Annotated in this window: 16 protein-coding genes; 11 read left to right on the top strand and 5 right to left on the bottom strand. The window is 41.9% G+C overall.

The window, feature by feature from the left end; all coding sequences use genetic code 11:
- Positions 1–113: 113 nt before the first annotated feature.
- The 7 genes from CYAN7822_RS01735 to CYAN7822_RS01705 all read left to right on the top strand — a co-directional run bounded on the left by CYAN7822_RS01735 (position 114) and on the right by CYAN7822_RS01705 (position 8,439).
- Positions 114–767 (top strand): Uma2 family endonuclease, encoded by a 654-nt coding sequence (locus CYAN7822_RS01735; protein WP_173362896.1) that lies wholly within the window; start codon positions 114–116, stop codon positions 765–767.
- A 21-nt stretch (positions 768–788) separates the two neighbouring features.
- Complete coding sequence (locus CYAN7822_RS01730) at positions 789–1,355, top strand: Uma2 family endonuclease (protein WP_013320513.1); 567 nt, start codon at positions 789–791, stop codon at positions 1,353–1,355.
- 188 nt (positions 1,356–1,543) lie between these two features.
- A complete protein-coding gene (bioB, locus tag CYAN7822_RS01725; RefSeq protein ID WP_013320512.1) occupies positions 1,544–2,650 on the top strand; it encodes a biotin synthase BioB in 1,107 nt (368 codons plus the stop codon).
- A complete protein-coding gene (locus tag CYAN7822_RS01720; RefSeq protein ID WP_049802491.1) occupies positions 2,607–3,260 on the top strand; it encodes a biotin transporter BioY in 654 nt (217 codons plus the stop codon). The genes bioB and CYAN7822_RS01720 overlap by 44 nt, the downstream gene beginning before the upstream one ends.
- A gap of 48 nt (positions 3,261–3,308) precedes the next feature.
- Positions 3,309–3,815: a signal peptidase II gene (gene lspA / locus CYAN7822_RS01715; RefSeq protein ID WP_013320510.1), complete on the top strand. Its 507-nt coding sequence runs from the start codon at positions 3,309–3,311 to the stop codon at positions 3,813–3,815.
- Positions 3,815–4,870, top strand: coding sequence for a DNA-methyltransferase (locus CYAN7822_RS01710; protein ID WP_013320509.1), 1,056 nt, complete (start codon positions 3,815–3,817; stop codon positions 4,868–4,870). The genes lspA and CYAN7822_RS01710 overlap by 1 nt, the downstream gene beginning before the upstream one ends.
- A gap of 287 nt (positions 4,871–5,157) precedes the next feature.
- Positions 5,158–8,439: a PAS domain S-box protein gene (locus tag CYAN7822_RS01705; RefSeq protein WP_013320508.1), complete on the top strand. Its 3,282-nt coding sequence runs from the start codon at positions 5,158–5,160 to the stop codon at positions 8,437–8,439.
- A 124-nt stretch (positions 8,440–8,563) separates the two neighbouring features.
- On the opposite strand, the gene CYAN7822_RS01700 is transcribed toward CYAN7822_RS01705, so the two are convergent.
- From CYAN7822_RS01700 to psaC, 5 genes are all read right to left on the bottom strand, one after another.
- A complete protein-coding gene (locus CYAN7822_RS01700; protein ID WP_013320507.1) occupies positions 8,564–8,947 on the bottom strand; it encodes a hypothetical protein in 384 nt (127 codons plus the stop codon).
- 357 nt (positions 8,948–9,304) lie between these two features.
- The gene (locus CYAN7822_RS01695) at positions 9,305–9,859 is read right to left on the bottom strand and encodes a phycobiliprotein lyase (protein ID WP_013320506.1); all 555 of its coding nucleotides are present in this window, start codon (positions 9,857–9,859) and stop codon (positions 9,305–9,307) included.
- A 188-nt stretch (positions 9,860–10,047) separates the two neighbouring features.
- Positions 10,048–11,907 (bottom strand): biosynthetic-type acetolactate synthase large subunit, encoded by a 1,860-nt coding sequence (gene ilvB, locus CYAN7822_RS01690; protein WP_013320505.1) that lies wholly within the window; start codon positions 11,905–11,907, stop codon positions 10,048–10,050.
- A gap of 296 nt (positions 11,908–12,203) precedes the next feature.
- On the bottom strand, positions 12,204–12,749 hold the full coding sequence (locus CYAN7822_RS01685; protein ID WP_013320504.1) for a cyclic nucleotide-binding domain-containing protein: 546 nt from the start codon (positions 12,747–12,749) through the stop codon (positions 12,204–12,206).
- A 282-nt stretch (positions 12,750–13,031) separates the two neighbouring features.
- Positions 13,032–13,277, bottom strand: a complete 246-nt coding sequence (gene psaC, locus CYAN7822_RS01680) for a photosystem I iron-sulfur center protein PsaC (RefSeq protein ID WP_013320503.1) — start codon at positions 13,275–13,277, stop codon at positions 13,032–13,034.
- Positions 13,278–13,563: 286 nt separating this feature from the next.
- Between psaC and CYAN7822_RS01675 the strand changes: the two genes are divergently transcribed.
- The 4 genes from CYAN7822_RS01675 to murQ all read left to right on the top strand — a co-directional run bounded on the left by CYAN7822_RS01675 (position 13,564) and on the right by murQ (position 16,931).
- Complete coding sequence (locus CYAN7822_RS01675) at positions 13,564–14,706, top strand: sulfate ABC transporter substrate-binding protein (RefSeq protein ID WP_013320502.1); 1,143 nt, start codon at positions 13,564–13,566, stop codon at positions 14,704–14,706.
- Positions 14,707–14,952: 246 nt separating this feature from the next.
- Entirely contained in the window at positions 14,953–15,426 is a 474-nt protein-coding gene (locus tag CYAN7822_RS01670; RefSeq protein WP_013320501.1) for a DUF2996 domain-containing protein, read from the top strand.
- 168 nt (positions 15,427–15,594) lie between these two features.
- The gene (locus tag CYAN7822_RS01665) at positions 15,595–15,996 is read left to right on the top strand and encodes a DUF3110 domain-containing protein (protein WP_013320500.1); all 402 of its coding nucleotides are present in this window, start codon (positions 15,595–15,597) and stop codon (positions 15,994–15,996) included.
- A 14-nt stretch (positions 15,997–16,010) separates the two neighbouring features.
- The gene (gene murQ, locus CYAN7822_RS01660; RefSeq protein WP_013320499.1) at positions 16,011–16,931 is read left to right on the top strand and encodes an N-acetylmuramic acid 6-phosphate etherase; all 921 of its coding nucleotides are present in this window, start codon (positions 16,011–16,013) and stop codon (positions 16,929–16,931) included.
- The last annotated feature ends 23 nt before the right edge of the window (positions 16,932–16,954 follow it).

The following is a 16,954-nucleotide window of genomic DNA, read 5'->3' as shown; positions in this document are numbered from 1 at the left end:
TACTTTTGTCTATTTTAAGACATTGTTCAAGCCTTATGGATGCTTCTTGGAGAAGATAAAGGCTCCGCGCCCGCCCGTCGTGTTAAAACTGGAGTAGTTCCCTCATCACAGCCATTATGTTTGTAACCGTTAGCCCGAATACCCTTAGTCTGTCTCCGGGAACTGAAGTCATTTTACATGATCAAACCTGGGAAGATTATGAACAACTCCTGAAAATTCGTCAGGATAAAACTTTTCCGAAAATTTATTTTAATGCTAAAACTGGTGTTATTTTACTGATGTCACCTCTACAGAATCATGGAAAAAGAATCGACGCTTTAAGAGATTTAGTGAAAATTCTTTTACGCTATCAAAATCAAGATTGGGATTGTTTCGATCCTATTACGCTTAAAAAATTTGAGCAAGCCGGAGTTGAACCAGATACTTGTTTTTATATTAATAATTATCAAGCTATTTTAGGTAAAGATAGGATTGATTTGACTGTCGATCCTCCTCCAGATTTAGCGATAGAAGTAGACTTAACTTCAAAAACTCGAGTGGAAGATTATTTACCGATAGCGATCCCTGAGTTGTGGATTTATCGTCGTGGAGAATTATTAATTTATCTTTTGGAGGGTGATCGATATCAAAATAGTCAAGCAAGTTTAATCTTTAATAATATTGATGTCAAAAATCTTTTGCCTAAATATGTAGAACTGGCTTGGAATAATCGTTCTAGTCTAGCCTTGCGGCAGTTTGAGCAGGATTGGTTAAACGAAAATAAATAAGGTTTTTAAATAGAGGTAATTATGACGATTGTCAATCACTTGACACAAAAATTAACTTTAGCCGAATTTTTAACCCTTCCAGAAACTAAACCAGCTAGTGAATATTTTGACGGAGAAATTTATCAAAAACCTATGCCTCAAGGAGAACACAGTAGCTTACAAGGTGAGTTAGTAGCGGCTATTAATGGGCGAGGGAAATCGAAAAAATTAGTTTATGCTTTACCCGAATTGCGGTGTACTTTTGGAGGACGTTCAATTGTGCCAGATATTGCCGTATTTACTTGGGAAAGAATCCCGAAAAATTCTGAAGGTAGAATACTCAATAAATTTGAAATTTATCCGGATTGGATCATTGAAATTTTATCACCTGAACAATCCGCTAATAAAGTTATGAAAAAAATTATTTTTTCTCTGAAACAAGGAACTCAGCTAGGATGGTTAATTGATACAGAAGATGAATCGGTAATGATTTTTAAACCCGATCAATTACCTGAGATTAAATCTGATGAGGAAATTTTACCGGTTTTAAAAGTATTAGAAGATTGGCAGTTATCGGCTAATGATATGTTTCAATGGTTGACTTTATAATCGCTCTAGAAATTTCTGAGGTCAGGAAAAGCGGATTGGTGATCAGGGTACTGTGCTATGGCTTTTCGAAAAATGTCTAAAGCAAGTCGCAATCATCTTCTTGAGTATTTGGGAGATCAACATTTTCCAGAAAATCAACTAGATGGTACAATTTGCAAATACTCTGTAGGCAAAAACATAGGTAGAAAGTGGTTCAAGCATCTCTATCGTCAGCCATAACCCTTCCTGAAGATACACAACAATTACAACAATGGCTCAATCAACTAGCAGATCGCATTATCGCAGGTGAAGCCATCAGCAAATCAGTAGCCCTCGCCCTAACCCAAATAGAAGGCCAGGAAAACATCCTATTACTCTGTGAAGCGGCTGATCGCATTCGTCAAAGTTGTTGCGGCAACCAAGTGGACTTATGCAGCATCATCAACGTAAAATCCGGCAACTGTTCCGAAAATTGTCGCTTTTGTTCTCAATCTGTGCATCATCCCGGACAAGAATCCCCCATCTATGGGCTTAAATCCCCTGATGAAATTGTAGAACAAGCAAAATCCGCCAAAGCCGCCGGAGCAAAACGCTTTTGCTTAGTCAGTCAAGGACGCGGCTTAAAATACAATAGCCCAAAATCCAAAGAATTCGAGCAAATCTTAGAAACCGTCAAACGCATCATCACAGAAGCGCAGATTAAACCCTGCTGTGCTTTAGGAGAAGTCACCCAAGAACAAGCACAAGCACTCGCCGAAGCCGGCGTTACCCGCTATAACCATAACTTAGAAGCCTCAGAAAACTTTTACCCCCAAATCGTTACCACTCATAGCTGGCGGGATCGCGTAGAAACCGTTAAAAACCTCAAATCAGCCGGCATACAAGCCTGTACCGGTGGCATCATTGGCATGGGAGAAACCTGGGAAGATAGAATAGATTTAGCCCTATCCCTGCGAGAATTAGAAGTAGAATCCGTTCCCATTAACCTCCTCAACCCAAGAGAAGGAACCCCCCTAGGGCATCTTCCTAAACTCGATGCTTTTGAAGCCCTCAAAGCCATCGCTATCTTCCGATTTATTCTCCCCGCTCAAATCCTCCGCTATGCTGGAGGAAGAGAGGCTGTCATGGGAAAATTACAAAATTTAGGCTTAAAAGCGGGAATTAATGCTATGCTAATTGGGCATTATTTGACAACCCTGGGACAACCCCCAGAACAAGATCATTTAATGTTGGAATCGTTAGGTTTACAGGGCGGTGAAGCCCCTATTCCCGGTGAATACCCATCGCAAGCGCAAAACCCGACCATCTCTTGCTAACTATAAAAAACCTCAATCAACGGTGAATCCTGCCAATGAATTTCTCTGGGGGTTAATTGGTTTACTTTTAACCATTTTTACCACCTTTTTACCCGCCTCAATCACTAATTTACCCTGGAATTGGTCCCATGATGGCGTTTTACCTGAATCTTTAGGTGTCACTTATCAAATAGGGGCAGTTCTGCTAACCGGTTGTATGGGAGGAAAAAATGCCGGAGCCTTGGCACAAATTGCCTATGTTATCCTAGGATTAACCTGGTTACCCGTTTTTGCTCATGGAGGCGATTGGGAATATCTCAAAGAACCCAGTTTTGGTTATATTCTTGGGTTTATTCCGGGTGCTTGGGTGTGCGGCTTAATGGCTTTTCGCACAAGGGCTAAAATGGAAACGTTGGCCTTTAGTGCAATTTGTGGTTTATTAGTGATTCATCTTTGTGGTTTAGTTTATTTAATTGCTTTATCCTTCCTGAGTCCTAGTCAAACCCTATCCCCCACCAGCTTACCTTCTTTTATCGTCAATTATTCTCTGTTGCCTATACCAGGTCAGTTAGTTATTATTTGTGTTATTGTGGCGATTGCTTATTTTTTGCGTTTAATCTTGTTTTATTAAATTGCTTGTGGCTGGCCAATAACAAACAATCCTAAATAACCCAAAAAAATGAAAAAAAATCAATGGTTTTGGCTGGTGGCTATTATCGGTTTAATTTTAGACCGACTGACTAAGTATTGGGTTGTCCAAAGCTTTGACACCACAGGAGATACTGTACCCATTTGGTCAGGGGTTTTTCATTTTACTTATGTGATTAATACAGGAGCCGCTTTTAGTTTCTTTAAAGGTGGCGCAGGATGGCTACGGTGGCTCTCTTTAATTGTTAGTCTAGGATTGATTTTTTTGGCATGGTATGCCCCAAGAATGAGACTGATAGAACAGTTAGGCTATGGCTTTATTTTAGCAGGAGCTTTAGGCAATGGAATTGATCGCTTTGTAATGGGATATGTCGTAGATTTTTTGGATTTTCGCTTAATTAATTTCCCGATCTTTAATTTGGCTGATGTGTTTATTAATGTCGGTATATTTTGCCTATTGATTGCCAGTTTACCCACTAAACCCAGTGCAAAAAGAAATTTGTCTAAAGAAAATAATTTAGATCAAAATTTTAAATAATGAAAGATTTAGACTTGATTACTAACTCTTTAACCGATGTAGAACAGCAACAAATAAAAAGTTTACAAGAGTGGCAAAACCGAATGATTCTCAGCGATTGTTTGCCTGTTTTGAGGGAAATGCCTTCTAATCTCGTGGATTTAATTGTCACTTCACCTCCCTATGCTGATAGTCGTAAAAAAACTTATGGCGGCATTAGTCCTAATGATTATATAGATTGGTTTTTACCCATTGCTCAAGAATTGAAAAGAATTTTAAAACCCGAAGGAACATTTATTCTTAATATCAAAGAAAAAGTCGTCAAGGGAGAAAGACATAATTATGTCATTAAATTAATTCTGGCCATGCAACAGCAAGGTTGGTTATGGACAGAAGAATATATTTGGCATAAAAAAAATTGCTACCCCGGTAAATGGCCCAATCGTTTCCGAGATGCTTGGGAACGCTGTCTTCAATTTAATCGGCAAAAAAAATTTAAAATGTATCAAGAAAGGGTCATGGTTCCGATGGGAGACTGGGCCAATTCTCGCCTGAAAAAATTGAGTGATACTGATAAAATTCGTGACCCTTCAAAAGTAGAAAGTGGATTTGGAAAAAATATATCTAATTGGTTAGGGCGTTCAATGGCTTATCCTACCAATGTTTTACATCTAGCTACCGAATGTAATAATAAAAATCATAGTGCGGCTTTTCCTAAATCTCTGCCCTCATGGTTTATTAACTTATTTACAGAAACGTCGGATCTCGTGCTAGATCCTTTTGTGGGTTCTGGAACCACTTGTATAGCGGCTAAAGAGTTAGGAAGACATTATCTAGGGATTGAAATAAAAAAAGAGTATTATGATCTAGCTGTGTCTAATATTGAGAAAGCCCTATTTAATATACAAGCAGAAAAGTCTGCACAAAAGGCCCTCAATTCTAGCTTACCTACAGAGGCAGAAAAAGTCCAATCTTCTGCGGAACAATTGCCACTAAGTTTAGAGGAAGACTTGCCTGGAAAAAATAGCGAAAAATTTCTAAATTTAGCCGATATAGTCGATATTGAGGAGTATTAAATGAGGCAGAAAAGTGAAAAAAATTTTCAAAAAATAAGTGAATCGCTGGTCAAAAAAAGTTAAAATAAGTATTTGGACAACTATAGCAGCCGCTAAAGCCATTAGGACATTTTTCAAACCCAAAACCTAATAAAAGCAAGCTTTGAAGCTTCTGCAATTAATCGCTCGAAAAGTTAAATGTAAAATCCCTATAGTCCGGATTCTCGGTGTAACAAAAATCATCAAAAACCCCTAATTTACGAGGGGACGTGTTAATGTAGAAACATATTTGTCGATGGTGGGATACAATGGTGCGACCAAAAGGAAATCCCCATATAGCTCGTTATCATTTTACGACTGATAGAGATGAGCCGCTAACCGCCAAGCTATCACTACGGGTTACTGACTCTATGCTAGAAGAGATTAAATCAACAGAAAATTGGCAAGAATTCATCCGAGAAGCCATCGCCGAGAAAATTAAACAAAAACAAGAAACCAGAAAAGTTAAAACTGAGGAGAAGGCAGCGATGCTAGAGGCTTTTCCAGATTTAATCCTCACCATAGACCAACAGGGCAAAATTTTAGATTATAGCGGCACAAACAGCATAGAAGACTATGGACTGGGGTGCGGAACTCGTTCCGCACTGCCAACACAGCTACAACAAAAAACCTTAGCAGAAATATTACCCCCCCAGATAAGCGAGCAATGGAAACAAGCCTTGGCCGCTTTAAATAGAAGAAAAAATCTAGTAACGATTGAATATTCTCTATTAATCAACCAGATAGAAGAATTTTATGAAGCGCGACTTGTGCCGCTTAAAGAATCAGATAACTTACTGGCGATTATTCGCAATATCAGCCAATGGAAGCGCTCAGAAGCGGCTTTACGTCTTAATGAACGCCTCTATCGAGCCATCGGCGAAACCATTGATTATGGGATTTGGATTTGCGAACCCGATGGACGAAACATTTATGCCAGTGACTCGTTCCTCAATCTAGTGGGAATGACTCAAGAACAGTGTTCTAATTTTGGTTGGGGAGAGGTCTTACATCCGGACGATGCCGAAGCAACCATCGTCGCCTGGCAAGAATGCTCTCAAAGCGGCAATTTTTGGGACAGAGAACATCGCTTTCGCGGTATAGATGGTAACTGGCATCCCATTCTCGCTCGGGGTGTTCCAGTTAGGGATGAAAAGGGAGAACTTCTCTGGTGGGCCGGCATTAACCTCGATATTAGTAGTCTCAAGCAAACCGAAGCCAAATTACGAGAAAGTGAAGCCCAATTGAGAAATCTTGCAGATAGCGCCCCTGTGTTAATCTGGATGAATAATGCTGAAGGCGGCTGCGAATTTGTCAACAAAGCCTATCTCAAATTTTTTGGCGAAAGCTTGGAAGAAATACAAGGATTTGGTTGGAGTATTCATTTACATCCAGACGACGCGCAGCCCTATTTGTCGGCTTATGAACAAGCATTCAACGAGCAAAAACCCTTCCGGGCCCAAGCGAGGATTAAGCGTGCAGATGGTCAGTATCGATGGCTAGACTCAAGAGCCACTCCTCAATTCAGTTCTACAGGCCAATTCCTCGGTTATATTGGTAGTAGCTCAGACATTTCCGAAATCAAAGAAGCCTCTGAAGCCTTGCGAGAATCTGAGCAACGTTTTAAATTATTAGCCGATAACGTTCCTGTGCTGATTTGGATGGATGACGAATTTCAACATCGCCGCTTTGTCAACGCACGTTATCTTCAGTTTGCCGGCATCTCTCCTGAAATGCTTGTGCAGGGGTGGACTGACTTACTTCATCCTGAAGATGCACAGCAGTATTTATTGAAGTATAAACAAGCCATTGCCCATAAGTCCGAATACCGGGCCGTTGTTCGTTTGCGGCGACATGATGGGGTTTATCGATGGTTTGAAGTGATCGGCTTACCCAGATTTGAGGGCGACTCCTTTGTGGGTTATCTAGGCTGTAAGCTCGACATCACCGAGCGCAAACAAGCTGAAGAAGCTTTACAGCAACGAGAACAACGCTTTAGTAACCTGTTTAATGGCATGGAAGATTGGGTTTTAGTCTATCACCTCACAGAGGAGGACCAACCCGGTAAATTAATTGAAGTTAACGAACAAGCCTCGAAAAAGCTTGGCTATAGCCGCGAAGAATTGCTGTCCATGTCGGTCAAGGATATCATCAATCCCGCCTCAGTTAATCCCGAAGCCAGTCTGAAAAAATTACAATCAGCAAAACATATTGTCGTAGAATCGGTTCACATCACTAAAGAGGGTCAAGAGATTCCTGTTGAGGTCAGTGCTACCTTATTTACCCTCAATGGTTTACCAACGGTGCAAGCCATTTGTCGAGATATCACTGAACGCAAGCAGATAGAGCAAGAACGCGAACAACTGCTGATCCGCGAACAAGCCGCCCGAGAAGCGGCAGAATCAGCCAATCGCATCAAAGATGAATTCTTAGCCGTACTGTCTCATGAATTGCGCTCACCCCTGAATCCGATTTTAGGTTGGGCGCAGATGTTAAAAAACTATGAGCTTGATCAGCCCACCACTCAAAAAGCCCTCTGTATTATTGAGCGCAATGCCCGCCTACAAGCTGAATTAATCGAGGACCTTTTAGATGTCTCCCGCATTCTGCGAGGCAAACTCAATCTCAATACCACTTCAGTCAGTCTCGTGGTGGTGATTGAGGCAGCCCTAGAAACGGTGCGTTTGGCAGCACAGGCGAAAAGTATTGAGCTTAGAACCCAGTTAGAAACCCCTGTGGGCAGAGTTTTAGGTGATGCCGCCCGTTTACAACAAGTGGTCTGGAATCTGCTCTCTAATGCGGTTAAATTCACCCCAAGCGGGGGACAAGTCGAGATAGAATTAGAGCAAATTCATGGCGGTGTTGAAATTCGGGTAAAAGATACCGGTAAGGGAATTACACCAGAGTTTTTACCTTATATCTTTGACTACTTCCGTCAGGCTGATAGTAGCACCACTCGAAAATTTGGCGGACTGGGGTTAGGTTTAGCCATCGCTCGTCACTTGGTAGAATTGCACGGCGGCAAAATTTGGGCCGAAAGTCTCGGAGAAAATCAAGGAGCCACTTTTATCGTCAATTTGCCCTTACTTCCTCAAGAATTCCCCAACGATACGCTCATGAGTGTTACGCCGGTGAGTGAAAACAAAACCCCCACTTTAACCCTAGCAAGTCTTCATATTTTGGTGGTGGACGATGAAGCAGACACCCGCGAGTTTTTGCAGTTTGTCCTATCTGATGCGGGTGCAACCGTTACAGTGGCGGCTTCGGCCAAGGAAGCTTTAGAAATCGTCACCCAATACCGGTTTGATCTCTTAGTCTGTGACATTGGTATGCCCAACATTAATGGTTATACTCTGCTGCGAGAGTTACGAAAATGGGAAGCTTTGAGAGGAAATGCTCAAATTGCGGCGATCGCCCTGACTGCCTATGCCGGCGAATTAGACCGACAGCAAGCATTTTTGGCAGGATTTCAACGGCATATTACTAAACCGGTTGAACCGCAATTACTCCTTAAAAGTATAGTTGATCTAATTGAGTCTAACCTCGGGTAAGTACCTGGACACTCTATAGAGCTTCTCTGTACCCGCGAATTGTAAAACGCCCACAATTCCCCCACACCCGACACCCGACGCCCTAACCTCACAGTTAACTTTAATGGGTGTCCGACTACTTAGTTCACGAATCACGTTTCTCATACCAATCCCAATAAGCGGTGATCTCACCCACCTGAATTTCTAAGGGGTGCTTCTTTTGATCTGAAGGACAAACACGAATAATGGCTTGCTCACTGGCAATTTCCTGAATGCAAAGACCTAATTGTTCAATTACTCCCAAAATTTGCCAATAAACTTCTCGATTTTGACAATTAATAATTAGTCTCAGAGCTTCCTCAGTAATGCTAAAATGCCAGTCAGACTTTGATAATAAGACTTGAGTAATGGCATCGCAGTAAGCATAAAAATATTTGCCTACAGCCTCTTCTAATCCTAAACGTAACTGTCTATCTAGCGGCGTTGGTGCCGAGGGTAAATCATCAGGTGAAAAGAAGCCCGCACTCATTAAAGCAGTCCTCTAAATAGTGTGTAAATTTCCTCACTTAGCTCGGATAGCAAGGAATACTGTTGTTTATATCATCCTCGGAAAAAATGAGTTTAATTAGCCGTTTTGATTAAATTAATTAGAAATGAACTCATCTTTCAAAGACAAGTTAAATAAGATTTTCTGTTTTAATTTGGGATAGAGGAGTCAGAATTTTTGCCGCTAGGGACGAGTATTTTTAGAGTGATCAAAAACAGGCAATAATACTCATCAGCCATCCCCAATTAAAAAGGCCGATAGGTTACGTAGAATCACCTATTTTTAGAGTCATCTGGGCGGATTTTTTTTCAGTTGCCGCATATCAATAAAAACCTTGACTTAAGCGACTTTTTCCTCTACGCCAAACCCAACTAACACCACATTTTCTAGAGGTTCTCCGTCGGCAGGTCGTTGATAATTAACAATTTTCCTAATTCTCAGTTTTGGGTTCACTAAGGTAATGGAATCTACTGATACCACACGGGTATAGTTCGTCGTCATTAATAATTCTCTAGTCCCCAGATCAAAACGGAAATGAGAAATAATAGGTTTAGCTTCTTCATAAGCGCGGTCTCGGAGATAATCGCCTTCTAAAAATCCGTTTTTTTCTTCTTTTACCACAAATAATAAATTCAAATTTTGTGAGACTTCTTCCCCTTTTTCAGAAATGGTATAAAACCCTAAATTAAATCCGGGAATTTGTTCTAATTTTAATAAATCTGGAGACGGATATTGATTATCTAGTAAAACTTTAGTTTTGATTTCAGAGGTTAGCGGCTTAATGTTAAACTCTGTTCGGGAGCGTTCTACTTCATGATGACTTAAATAATGATAAGTGCGTTCTGTTGCCCAACTGCCAAGGCAATGCTCAAAAAACTCGAGAAATTTATCCATAATCAATATCTAAGTAGTCTTAGAGAAATTAATCTACATTTTAGCGAAAAAAACCCTGTTTCCATCAGGGCCTAACAGGGAATTTCCATTTGAATTTTAAACCCCACCCTTCAAGGGCGAGGTCTGCATTTACTTATATAGGCGAAAATCTAGTTATAGCAAGGATTTCTCTAGGGAAATGCCTTTGTCTATAATTTCGTGCCGCAATGAGGACAAAAAGTATTCGTTTGTGGATTGTCGGCTCCGCAGTTGCTACACTGAACCTGGGCAATTTCGCCATTGCCTGTTTGACGTTCAGGTAATCCGATCATTTGAGCATTACTCTTACCCGGAGCCACCATCGGATAACAGTTTTCCTCTCTTCTGACATGAACATCCACCAAAACCGGGCCATCATGAGCTAACATTTGGGCGATCGCATCAGACAGTTGAGCCGGATCAGTTACCGTGATTCCTTTCACCCCATAAGCTTGAGCCAATAACTCAAAATTGGGCATACCCGGCTGCATATTAGAAGAACTATAACGCTCGCCATAGAAGGTTTGCTGCCATTGACGCACCATCCCTTGCCAACCGTTATTAATGATGACGGTTTTCACCTGAATATTGTACTGAGCCAGGGTTGCCAATTCTTGAGAATTCATTTGAAAACTCGCATCACCACTGACACAAATCACTTGTTCCTCGGGAAGGGCCACTTTAGCCCCCATGGCCGCAGGCATACCAAAACCCATTGTTCCTAAACCCGCACTAGAAATCCAGCGACGAGGGCCATTTTTGAGGAATTGAGCCGCCCACATTTGATGTTGTCCCACATCAGTTGTATAGTAGGCTTTGGGTGCTTGGCGGTCTAACTCCACAATCACTTGTTGAGGGGCAATACTATCCGGATAACTCGGAACCATGAGAGGATAGTCTTCACGCCAACGATTAATCCGGTCTAACCAGGCTTTAGTTCTTGTAGAATTAGTCGGATAATCAATTTCTCTGACCCGTTGTAGAATTTGTTCAAGAACTTGGCGCACATCTCCCACAATAGGCACATCAGGGCCCCGAACTTTACCCACTTCTGCCGGATCAATATCAATATGAATGACTTTCGCGTTGCGGGCAAACTCTTCTAACTTACCGGTGACGCGATCATCAAATCTGGCTCCCACAGCAATTAATAAATCGCATTCAGTGACCGCAAAGTTGGCATAAGCTGTCCCGTGCATCCCCAACATTCCCAGCGATAGAGGATGATGTTCATCAAACGCGCCCAGTCCCATCAGCGTTGTGGTGACAGGCATTTGAAAACGTTCTGCCAGTTCATGAACTTGGGCATGGGCATTAGCGGCGATCGCTCCACCCCCCACATAAAGTAGAGGACGTTCGGCGGCATCGAGTAACTGTAAAGCCGCATTAATTTGGCGAGGGTTTCCTTTTACGGTAGGACGGTAGCCAGGCAGTTTGACATCTCCCGGTTCAACGGGAATATAATCACAGACTTCGAGTCCCACATCTTTAGGGATATCAATCAAAACCGGTCCGGGTCTGCCGGTGCTGGCAATATGAAAGGCTTCGGCCACGATTTGAGCCATATCACTGGCATTGCGAACCACATAGGAATGTTTAACGATCGGCAGAGTTATGCCAAAAATATCGGTTTCTTGGAAAGCATCACTTCCGATGGCCGGGCGAGACACTTGACCGGTGATGATCACCAAGGGGATCGAATCCATGTGGGCGGTGGCAATTCCTGTAACTAGGTTCGTCGCCCCTGGACCTGAAGTTCCGAAACAGACACCGACTTTTCCGGTCGCCCGCGCGTATCCATCGGCCGCATGGGCTGCGCCTTGTTCGTGTCTGACTAAAATATGCTGGATATCTCCTCTAGCTTCTGAGCGATAGAGTTCGTCATAAATCGGCAAAATTGCGCCGCCCGGATAGCCGAAAATATGCTTTACCCCGTGACGTTTGAGACTATCCATTAGTGCGTAAGCCCCGGTTTGTCGTTGGGGCAAAATGGTCAAGGGTAGAGTCGTTTTAGGAATTGATGAAACCACAGCCAAACCGTCCAACTAAACTTAAGGATTTATTTTATATTTTGTTGCCTACGATGCAACAATAACAACATCAAGATTGATACGATAAGTATCTTTTCATTTTAGTGCAAGAAAGCAACAGAAATTATTTTTCTGCTGGATTAAAAAGATCAAGGTTGATGCTCAGAGCGGCTTATCAGTTGCTGTTTCCCAACACTTGAGCCACGATTCTCAGGTCTACCTTAAACTTCTATCTTTCAGTATTTCTTGACAACTCTGAGTAGATTTGTTACATTTCTTCACCAGCTTGTCAAAAGCTAGATGTGGTTATTGACACGGCGCAGTAACCAATCAAAACGAGCCTCAGCAAAAGGAAGGACATCTAAAAAAGCCGGCGGCAGATTTTGAGGTTCAATGTCCTCTTTTTCTTCCTCTTTGGGGTTATAAGCTAAATTTTTAAGTGTATGGCGAAGACGACTAGAGAGAAATAAGGTGATCGCCCGGTAAAACCGAGAAGAAAAGCCAATATCTTGATTAAGCCGGTCAGCTAACTGAAGACAAGGAATGGATAAAACGACGGAGTTTTCAGTGGCTTTTACGGTAGCAGAAGGAAGAAGGTTATCAATAAAGGACATTTCTCCAAAAACTTCGCCGCTTCCCCCTTTGGCGATCACTTGTGTGCTATCTTGATCAGTTCTCAACACCTCTACCTGTCCTTTGAGAAGAATGTATAGCTTATCAATCGGTTGGTCTTGCTCAATAAGAATGGTATTTGGGGAGATCTTTTCAAGTTGTCCTCGGGCAATGATCCAGTCGAGGTCATCATCGTTCAATTCTCCAAAGAGAAACAGCACTTTTTTCATAGAGGTCTTTAACGGCCAAGCAAGTAAAATTCAACAACGAGAAAGGCCAATGAATTGCGTCATTTTACCCCTAATTATATGACTTCTCAAGCCGTGCCCACTGCTCGCCGCCAAAGATGTCCAGTCAACGTACTCCCCAAGTCGCCGCGCTTCAAAACGAGTAATGATCCCATCTTCTGCCAAAAAGATAAAAAAAGAGAGTAATATACTCCCTCTAAAATGACATTGTTAAAAAAGGTTAAAGAATAGAATTGCTTGTCTTATGAATGAAATTGGTCAGAATTAGTAAGCTAGACCCATGCTTCGGGTAGTTTCTGCTCCCAGATAGACGCGGATGCTCAAGAAATCGGTTGGGCAAGCGGTTTCACAACGCTTACAACCAACACAGTCTTGAGTGCGAGGAGAAGAGGCGATTTGAGCGGCTTTACAGCCATCCCAAGGCACCATTTCCAACACATCTGTAGGACAAGCGCGAACGCACTGAGTGCAGCCAATGCAAGTGTCGTAGATTTTAACGCTATGAGACATTGAATATCGGCTCCTTACCGAAAGGTTCTCCTGAGGTAATCTTTTGTAGATTATCGGCTAGTTTACCGCACAGGTACAATTTACTTATCGAAAAGGTTGCAGAACTTTAAATTCTGTTACACAAACCGGGGGCAAGGAGTAGGCAAGAGTCTCCTGGGCAGTCAATGAGGCACTAAAATTAATTTGAGATTAGATTAAAAATAAATTAAGATTGTTTTATAAATAAAATATATTTGAGTGCCATACTGTACTATTTATCTAAAACTAGCTTCAAAAGACTTTAACCATGAGTAAATCTAGGAAAGGCAGACTGTCCTGGCTGAAGGGCGTGCTGTCTTGGCTTAACTTATCTATGTCAAACCGGCGGCTAAAGAGCAGTTCTTTTAAAAGCTTTGTTCAGCTTTTTGTGATCGGGTTAAGTTTAACTGTCGTGATCGCCGCCTGTACTTCTACCAATAGAGATACATCTTTGACCACCAGTCAACCCAATGAGGTTGAACTGAACCTTGTTTCTTTCTCTGTCACCGGGGCCGCCTACGAAAAAATTATTCCCAAGTTTGTCGAAAAGTGGCAACAGGAGCATAATCAAAAAGTCATCTTTAAGCAGAGTTATGGCGGCTCTAGCTCTCAAGCTCTTTTGGTGGCTCAAGGCAAAGAAGAAGCCGATGTAGTACACTTGTCACTTGCTCTCGATATTCAAAAGCTTGAAAGAGCAGGATTAATTAACCCAGATTGGGAAACAGAATTTCCTAACAATGGGATTGTGAGCCAATCAGTAGTAGCCTTAGTGACTCGCGAAGGCAATCCCAAAAACATTAACACTTGGAACGATCTAACCCAAGCCGGACTAACTCTGATCACCCCTAACCCCACCACATCCGGTTTAGGACGCTGGAATTTTTTAGCTTTGTGGAATGCAGCCAAGCAAGGAGGAGCGGATGAAAAGCAAACCCGAGACTTTCTCGCAAAAATTTATAAAAATGCCCCTATTTTGCCTGAAAGTGCCAGAGAAGCGACCAATACATTTATCAAAGCTCAAGGAGATGTGTTGCTCACCTATGAAAGTGAGTTAATTAATGATGCTCTCCAGGGGAAAAAACCGCCCTACGTTATTCCTGATGTCAATTTTTCCATTGATAATCCGGTTGCTGTGGTGGATAAAAACGTAGATCGACACGGTACTCGTGAAGTAGCGGCAGCTTTTGTCGAGTATTTGTACAGTGTCGAAGCTCAAAAAGAGTTCGCCCTTCTCGGCTATCGACCCATTGCTTCTAGTCTATGGCAAGACCAAGCCTTAACTAAGCAATACCCTCCAATTAAAAGTCTAGCAACGGTTAAAGATTATGGCGGCTGGGCTAAAATTCAGAAACAGTTTTTTGATGATAACGGGATTTTTGTCCAAATCTTGAAAACGATCAAAGCCGCTTAAAGCCGAAAAAAGGTGAATATTCTTGCCATTTTCAGCCTATGCAGTACACAAATGGCAAGACCCATGAGAAACTGAGAAACAAATATTGGTATTGAGCTAGAGCGACAATATTACAGTCCAAAGCCGCTCGCCTGTCAAGCATATCTCTTCATCAGCCCAATACTACCTTAAGCGAGGCGATCTACTGATATTCTAAAGATATATTGTCGATACAATTAGAATTAAACAGCGAGCGTAATAAATCTTATGTCAGAAGAAACCGCATCTAACCCAAAAGCCACAGCCCAAGCCGAAGCTGATGCCGCACCAGCTAAAGCCGAAGCCAAAAAGAAGGAAAAAGAACCTGCTATCGAAGACAAACCCTTCACTGAGTTCATCGAACAAGATTTTACCCCTGCCTTAAAAAAAGCTCTTTTAGGTCAGGGGCTAAAAGATGTAGAATTAACCTTTAAAAAGGATAAACTTCCCTTGGCTGGCAGTTCTTCTAGTGAGGAATACTGGCAAGTAAACGGCTCTTTGCCCCAAGGAGGGAGACAATTTAACCTCTATTTCCTCGATGAAGATATCAGTGGTAAAAAAGCTTTTTCCTGCTCCAATGGAGGGAAAAAACCGAGTATCATTGAATCTTTTATGATTGATGAACGAAAGGTCAACTTAGATTTAATGGTGTTATATACATTGCAACGCCTGAATGGTCAAAAGTGGTTGACAAAAAACTAAAAATTCAAACCATCAAAGATTAAAAGTTAAGAACTTTTATCTAAGATAAGTACCCCCGACATCAATCAATTAACTTGAATGATTGTCCAGGTACTTAATTATTAGTTCTTTTTCGGGAATTCTGTATGGTTGTCTATCAGTAGTAGTAATTCTGAGCAAGTTAAACCCATGCGTGTATATGTACTATTGTTTAATGTAGGCACGGAAAATGAAGGGATTCATACGGTTCAAATGGGAAACCGCAATAAAGTGTTAATGTTTGAGTCAGAAGATGATGCCACTCGGTACGCTTTATTATTAGAAGCTCAAGATTTTCCCGCCCCATCTGTAGAGTCGATAGAATCTATTGAAGTTGAAGAATTCTGCCGCAGTGCCGATTATGATTGTGAACTAATCAAAGAAGGAATGTTAGCAATTCCTCCGGAAAAAAATGTAGATAAACCTCAATGGAGCGAAGAAGAACAATCAAAAGAGAAAATAGAACCGGCTCAAAAAGAAACAGAAACGGTTTCGGGAATGTCCCAAGATGAGCTAGAGCGCATTCGTCGTCAGCTTGAAGGACTTTTGTAAAAAAAAAAACTAAAATGAACAATTTAGAAGAAAGGGGACATTTATTAACTGAGCAGATTAACCCCAATAGCCAAAATCTGGACCAGTTAAGCTCATTAGAATTGGTAGAGTTATTTAATGCCGAAGATGCTCAAACCTTAAAAGCCATCGCCATGGCCAAAAATGAGTTAGCAAAAACCATTGATTTGACAACGGCGGCCTTACGTAAAGGAGGAAGATTATTTTATATCGGTGCCGGCACCAGTGGAAGATTAGGGGTACTCGATGCGGCAGAATGTCCCCCAACTTTCTGTACTCCCCCCGAGATGGTACAGGGAATTATTGCCGGAGGAGCCGCCGCCTTACTTCGCAGTTCCGAAGACTTAGAAGATAAATTAGAAGATGGGGCGCAAGCCATAGCCCAACGACAAATAACAGAATTAGATGTAGTAGTGGGAATCACTGCCGGGGGAACAACGCCTTTTGTTCACGGCGCAATAGATGCGGCTAAAGGACGGGGAGCAACCACCATTTGTATTAGTTGTGTTCCTTATGAACAAGTAGAAATCTATGCTGATGTCGATATTCGTCTTCTGAGTGGTCCAGAAATCGTGGCCGGCTCAACTCGACTCAAAGCCGGTACCGTCACGAAAATGGCTTTAAATATTATCTCTACAGGGGTAATGGTACGCTTAGGAAAAGTCTATGGAAATCGGATGGTAGACGTAGCAGTGACTAACCGCAAACTCCATGACCGCGCTCTACGCATTATACAAGACTTAACCGATTTAAATCGTACTGAGGCCGGATATCTGTTGGAGAGAAGTGGCAGACGAGTTAAACTAGCTTTGTTGATGCACTGGACCGGAGTGGAACCCGAAACCGGCGATCGCCTCCTAGAAGAACACCAAGGCAATCTAAGAGCCGCTCTCAATAGCACCATCATCAACAGTTAACAGTTAATAACTCAACTTTAAGA

The organism is Gloeothece verrucosa PCC 7822 (assembly GCF_000147335.1).
Lineage (GTDB): Bacteria > Cyanobacteriota > Cyanobacteriia > Cyanobacteriales > Microcystaceae > Gloeothece > Gloeothece verrucosa.
The sequence above is the reverse complement of the archived record's forward strand: the minus strand, read 5'-3'. Positions and strand labels throughout refer to the sequence as shown.

What these genes read in the sequence shown, in the direction of transcription:
- CYAN7822_RS01665 (WP_013320500.1), top strand. Translation starts at nt 15,595, where the DNA reads ATGCGTGTATATGTACTATTGTTTAATGTAGGCACGGAAAATGAAGGG.
- CYAN7822_RS01695 (WP_013320506.1), bottom strand. Translation starts at nt 9,859, where the DNA reads ATGGATAAATTTCTCGAGTTTTTTGAGCATTGCCTTGGCAGTTGGGCA.
- lspA (WP_013320510.1), top strand. Translation starts at nt 3,309, where the DNA reads ATGAAAAAAAATCAATGGTTTTGGCTGGTGGCTATTATCGGTTTAATT.
- CYAN7822_RS01705 (WP_013320508.1), top strand. Translation starts at nt 5,158, where the DNA reads ATGGTGCGACCAAAAGGAAATCCCCATATAGCTCGTTATCATTTTACG.
- CYAN7822_RS01730 (WP_013320513.1), top strand. Translation starts at nt 789, where the DNA reads ATGACGATTGTCAATCACTTGACACAAAAATTAACTTTAGCCGAATTT.
- CYAN7822_RS01700 (WP_013320507.1), bottom strand. Translation starts at nt 8,947, where the DNA reads ATGAGTGCGGGCTTCTTTTCACCTGATGATTTACCCTCGGCACCAACG.
- murQ (WP_013320499.1), top strand. Translation starts at nt 16,011, where the DNA reads ATGAACAATTTAGAAGAAAGGGGACATTTATTAACTGAGCAGATTAAC.
- CYAN7822_RS01710 (WP_013320509.1), top strand. Translation starts at nt 3,815, where the DNA reads ATGAAAGATTTAGACTTGATTACTAACTCTTTAACCGATGTAGAACAG.
- psaC (WP_013320503.1), bottom strand. Translation starts at nt 13,277, where the DNA reads ATGTCTCATAGCGTTAAAATCTACGACACTTGCATTGGCTGCACTCAG.
- CYAN7822_RS01685 (WP_013320504.1), bottom strand. Translation starts at nt 12,749, where the DNA reads ATGAAAAAAGTGCTGTTTCTCTTTGGAGAATTGAACGATGATGACCTC.
- CYAN7822_RS01675 (WP_013320502.1), top strand. Translation starts at nt 13,564, where the DNA reads ATGAGTAAATCTAGGAAAGGCAGACTGTCCTGGCTGAAGGGCGTGCTG.
- CYAN7822_RS01670 (WP_013320501.1), top strand. Translation starts at nt 14,953, where the DNA reads ATGTCAGAAGAAACCGCATCTAACCCAAAAGCCACAGCCCAAGCCGAA.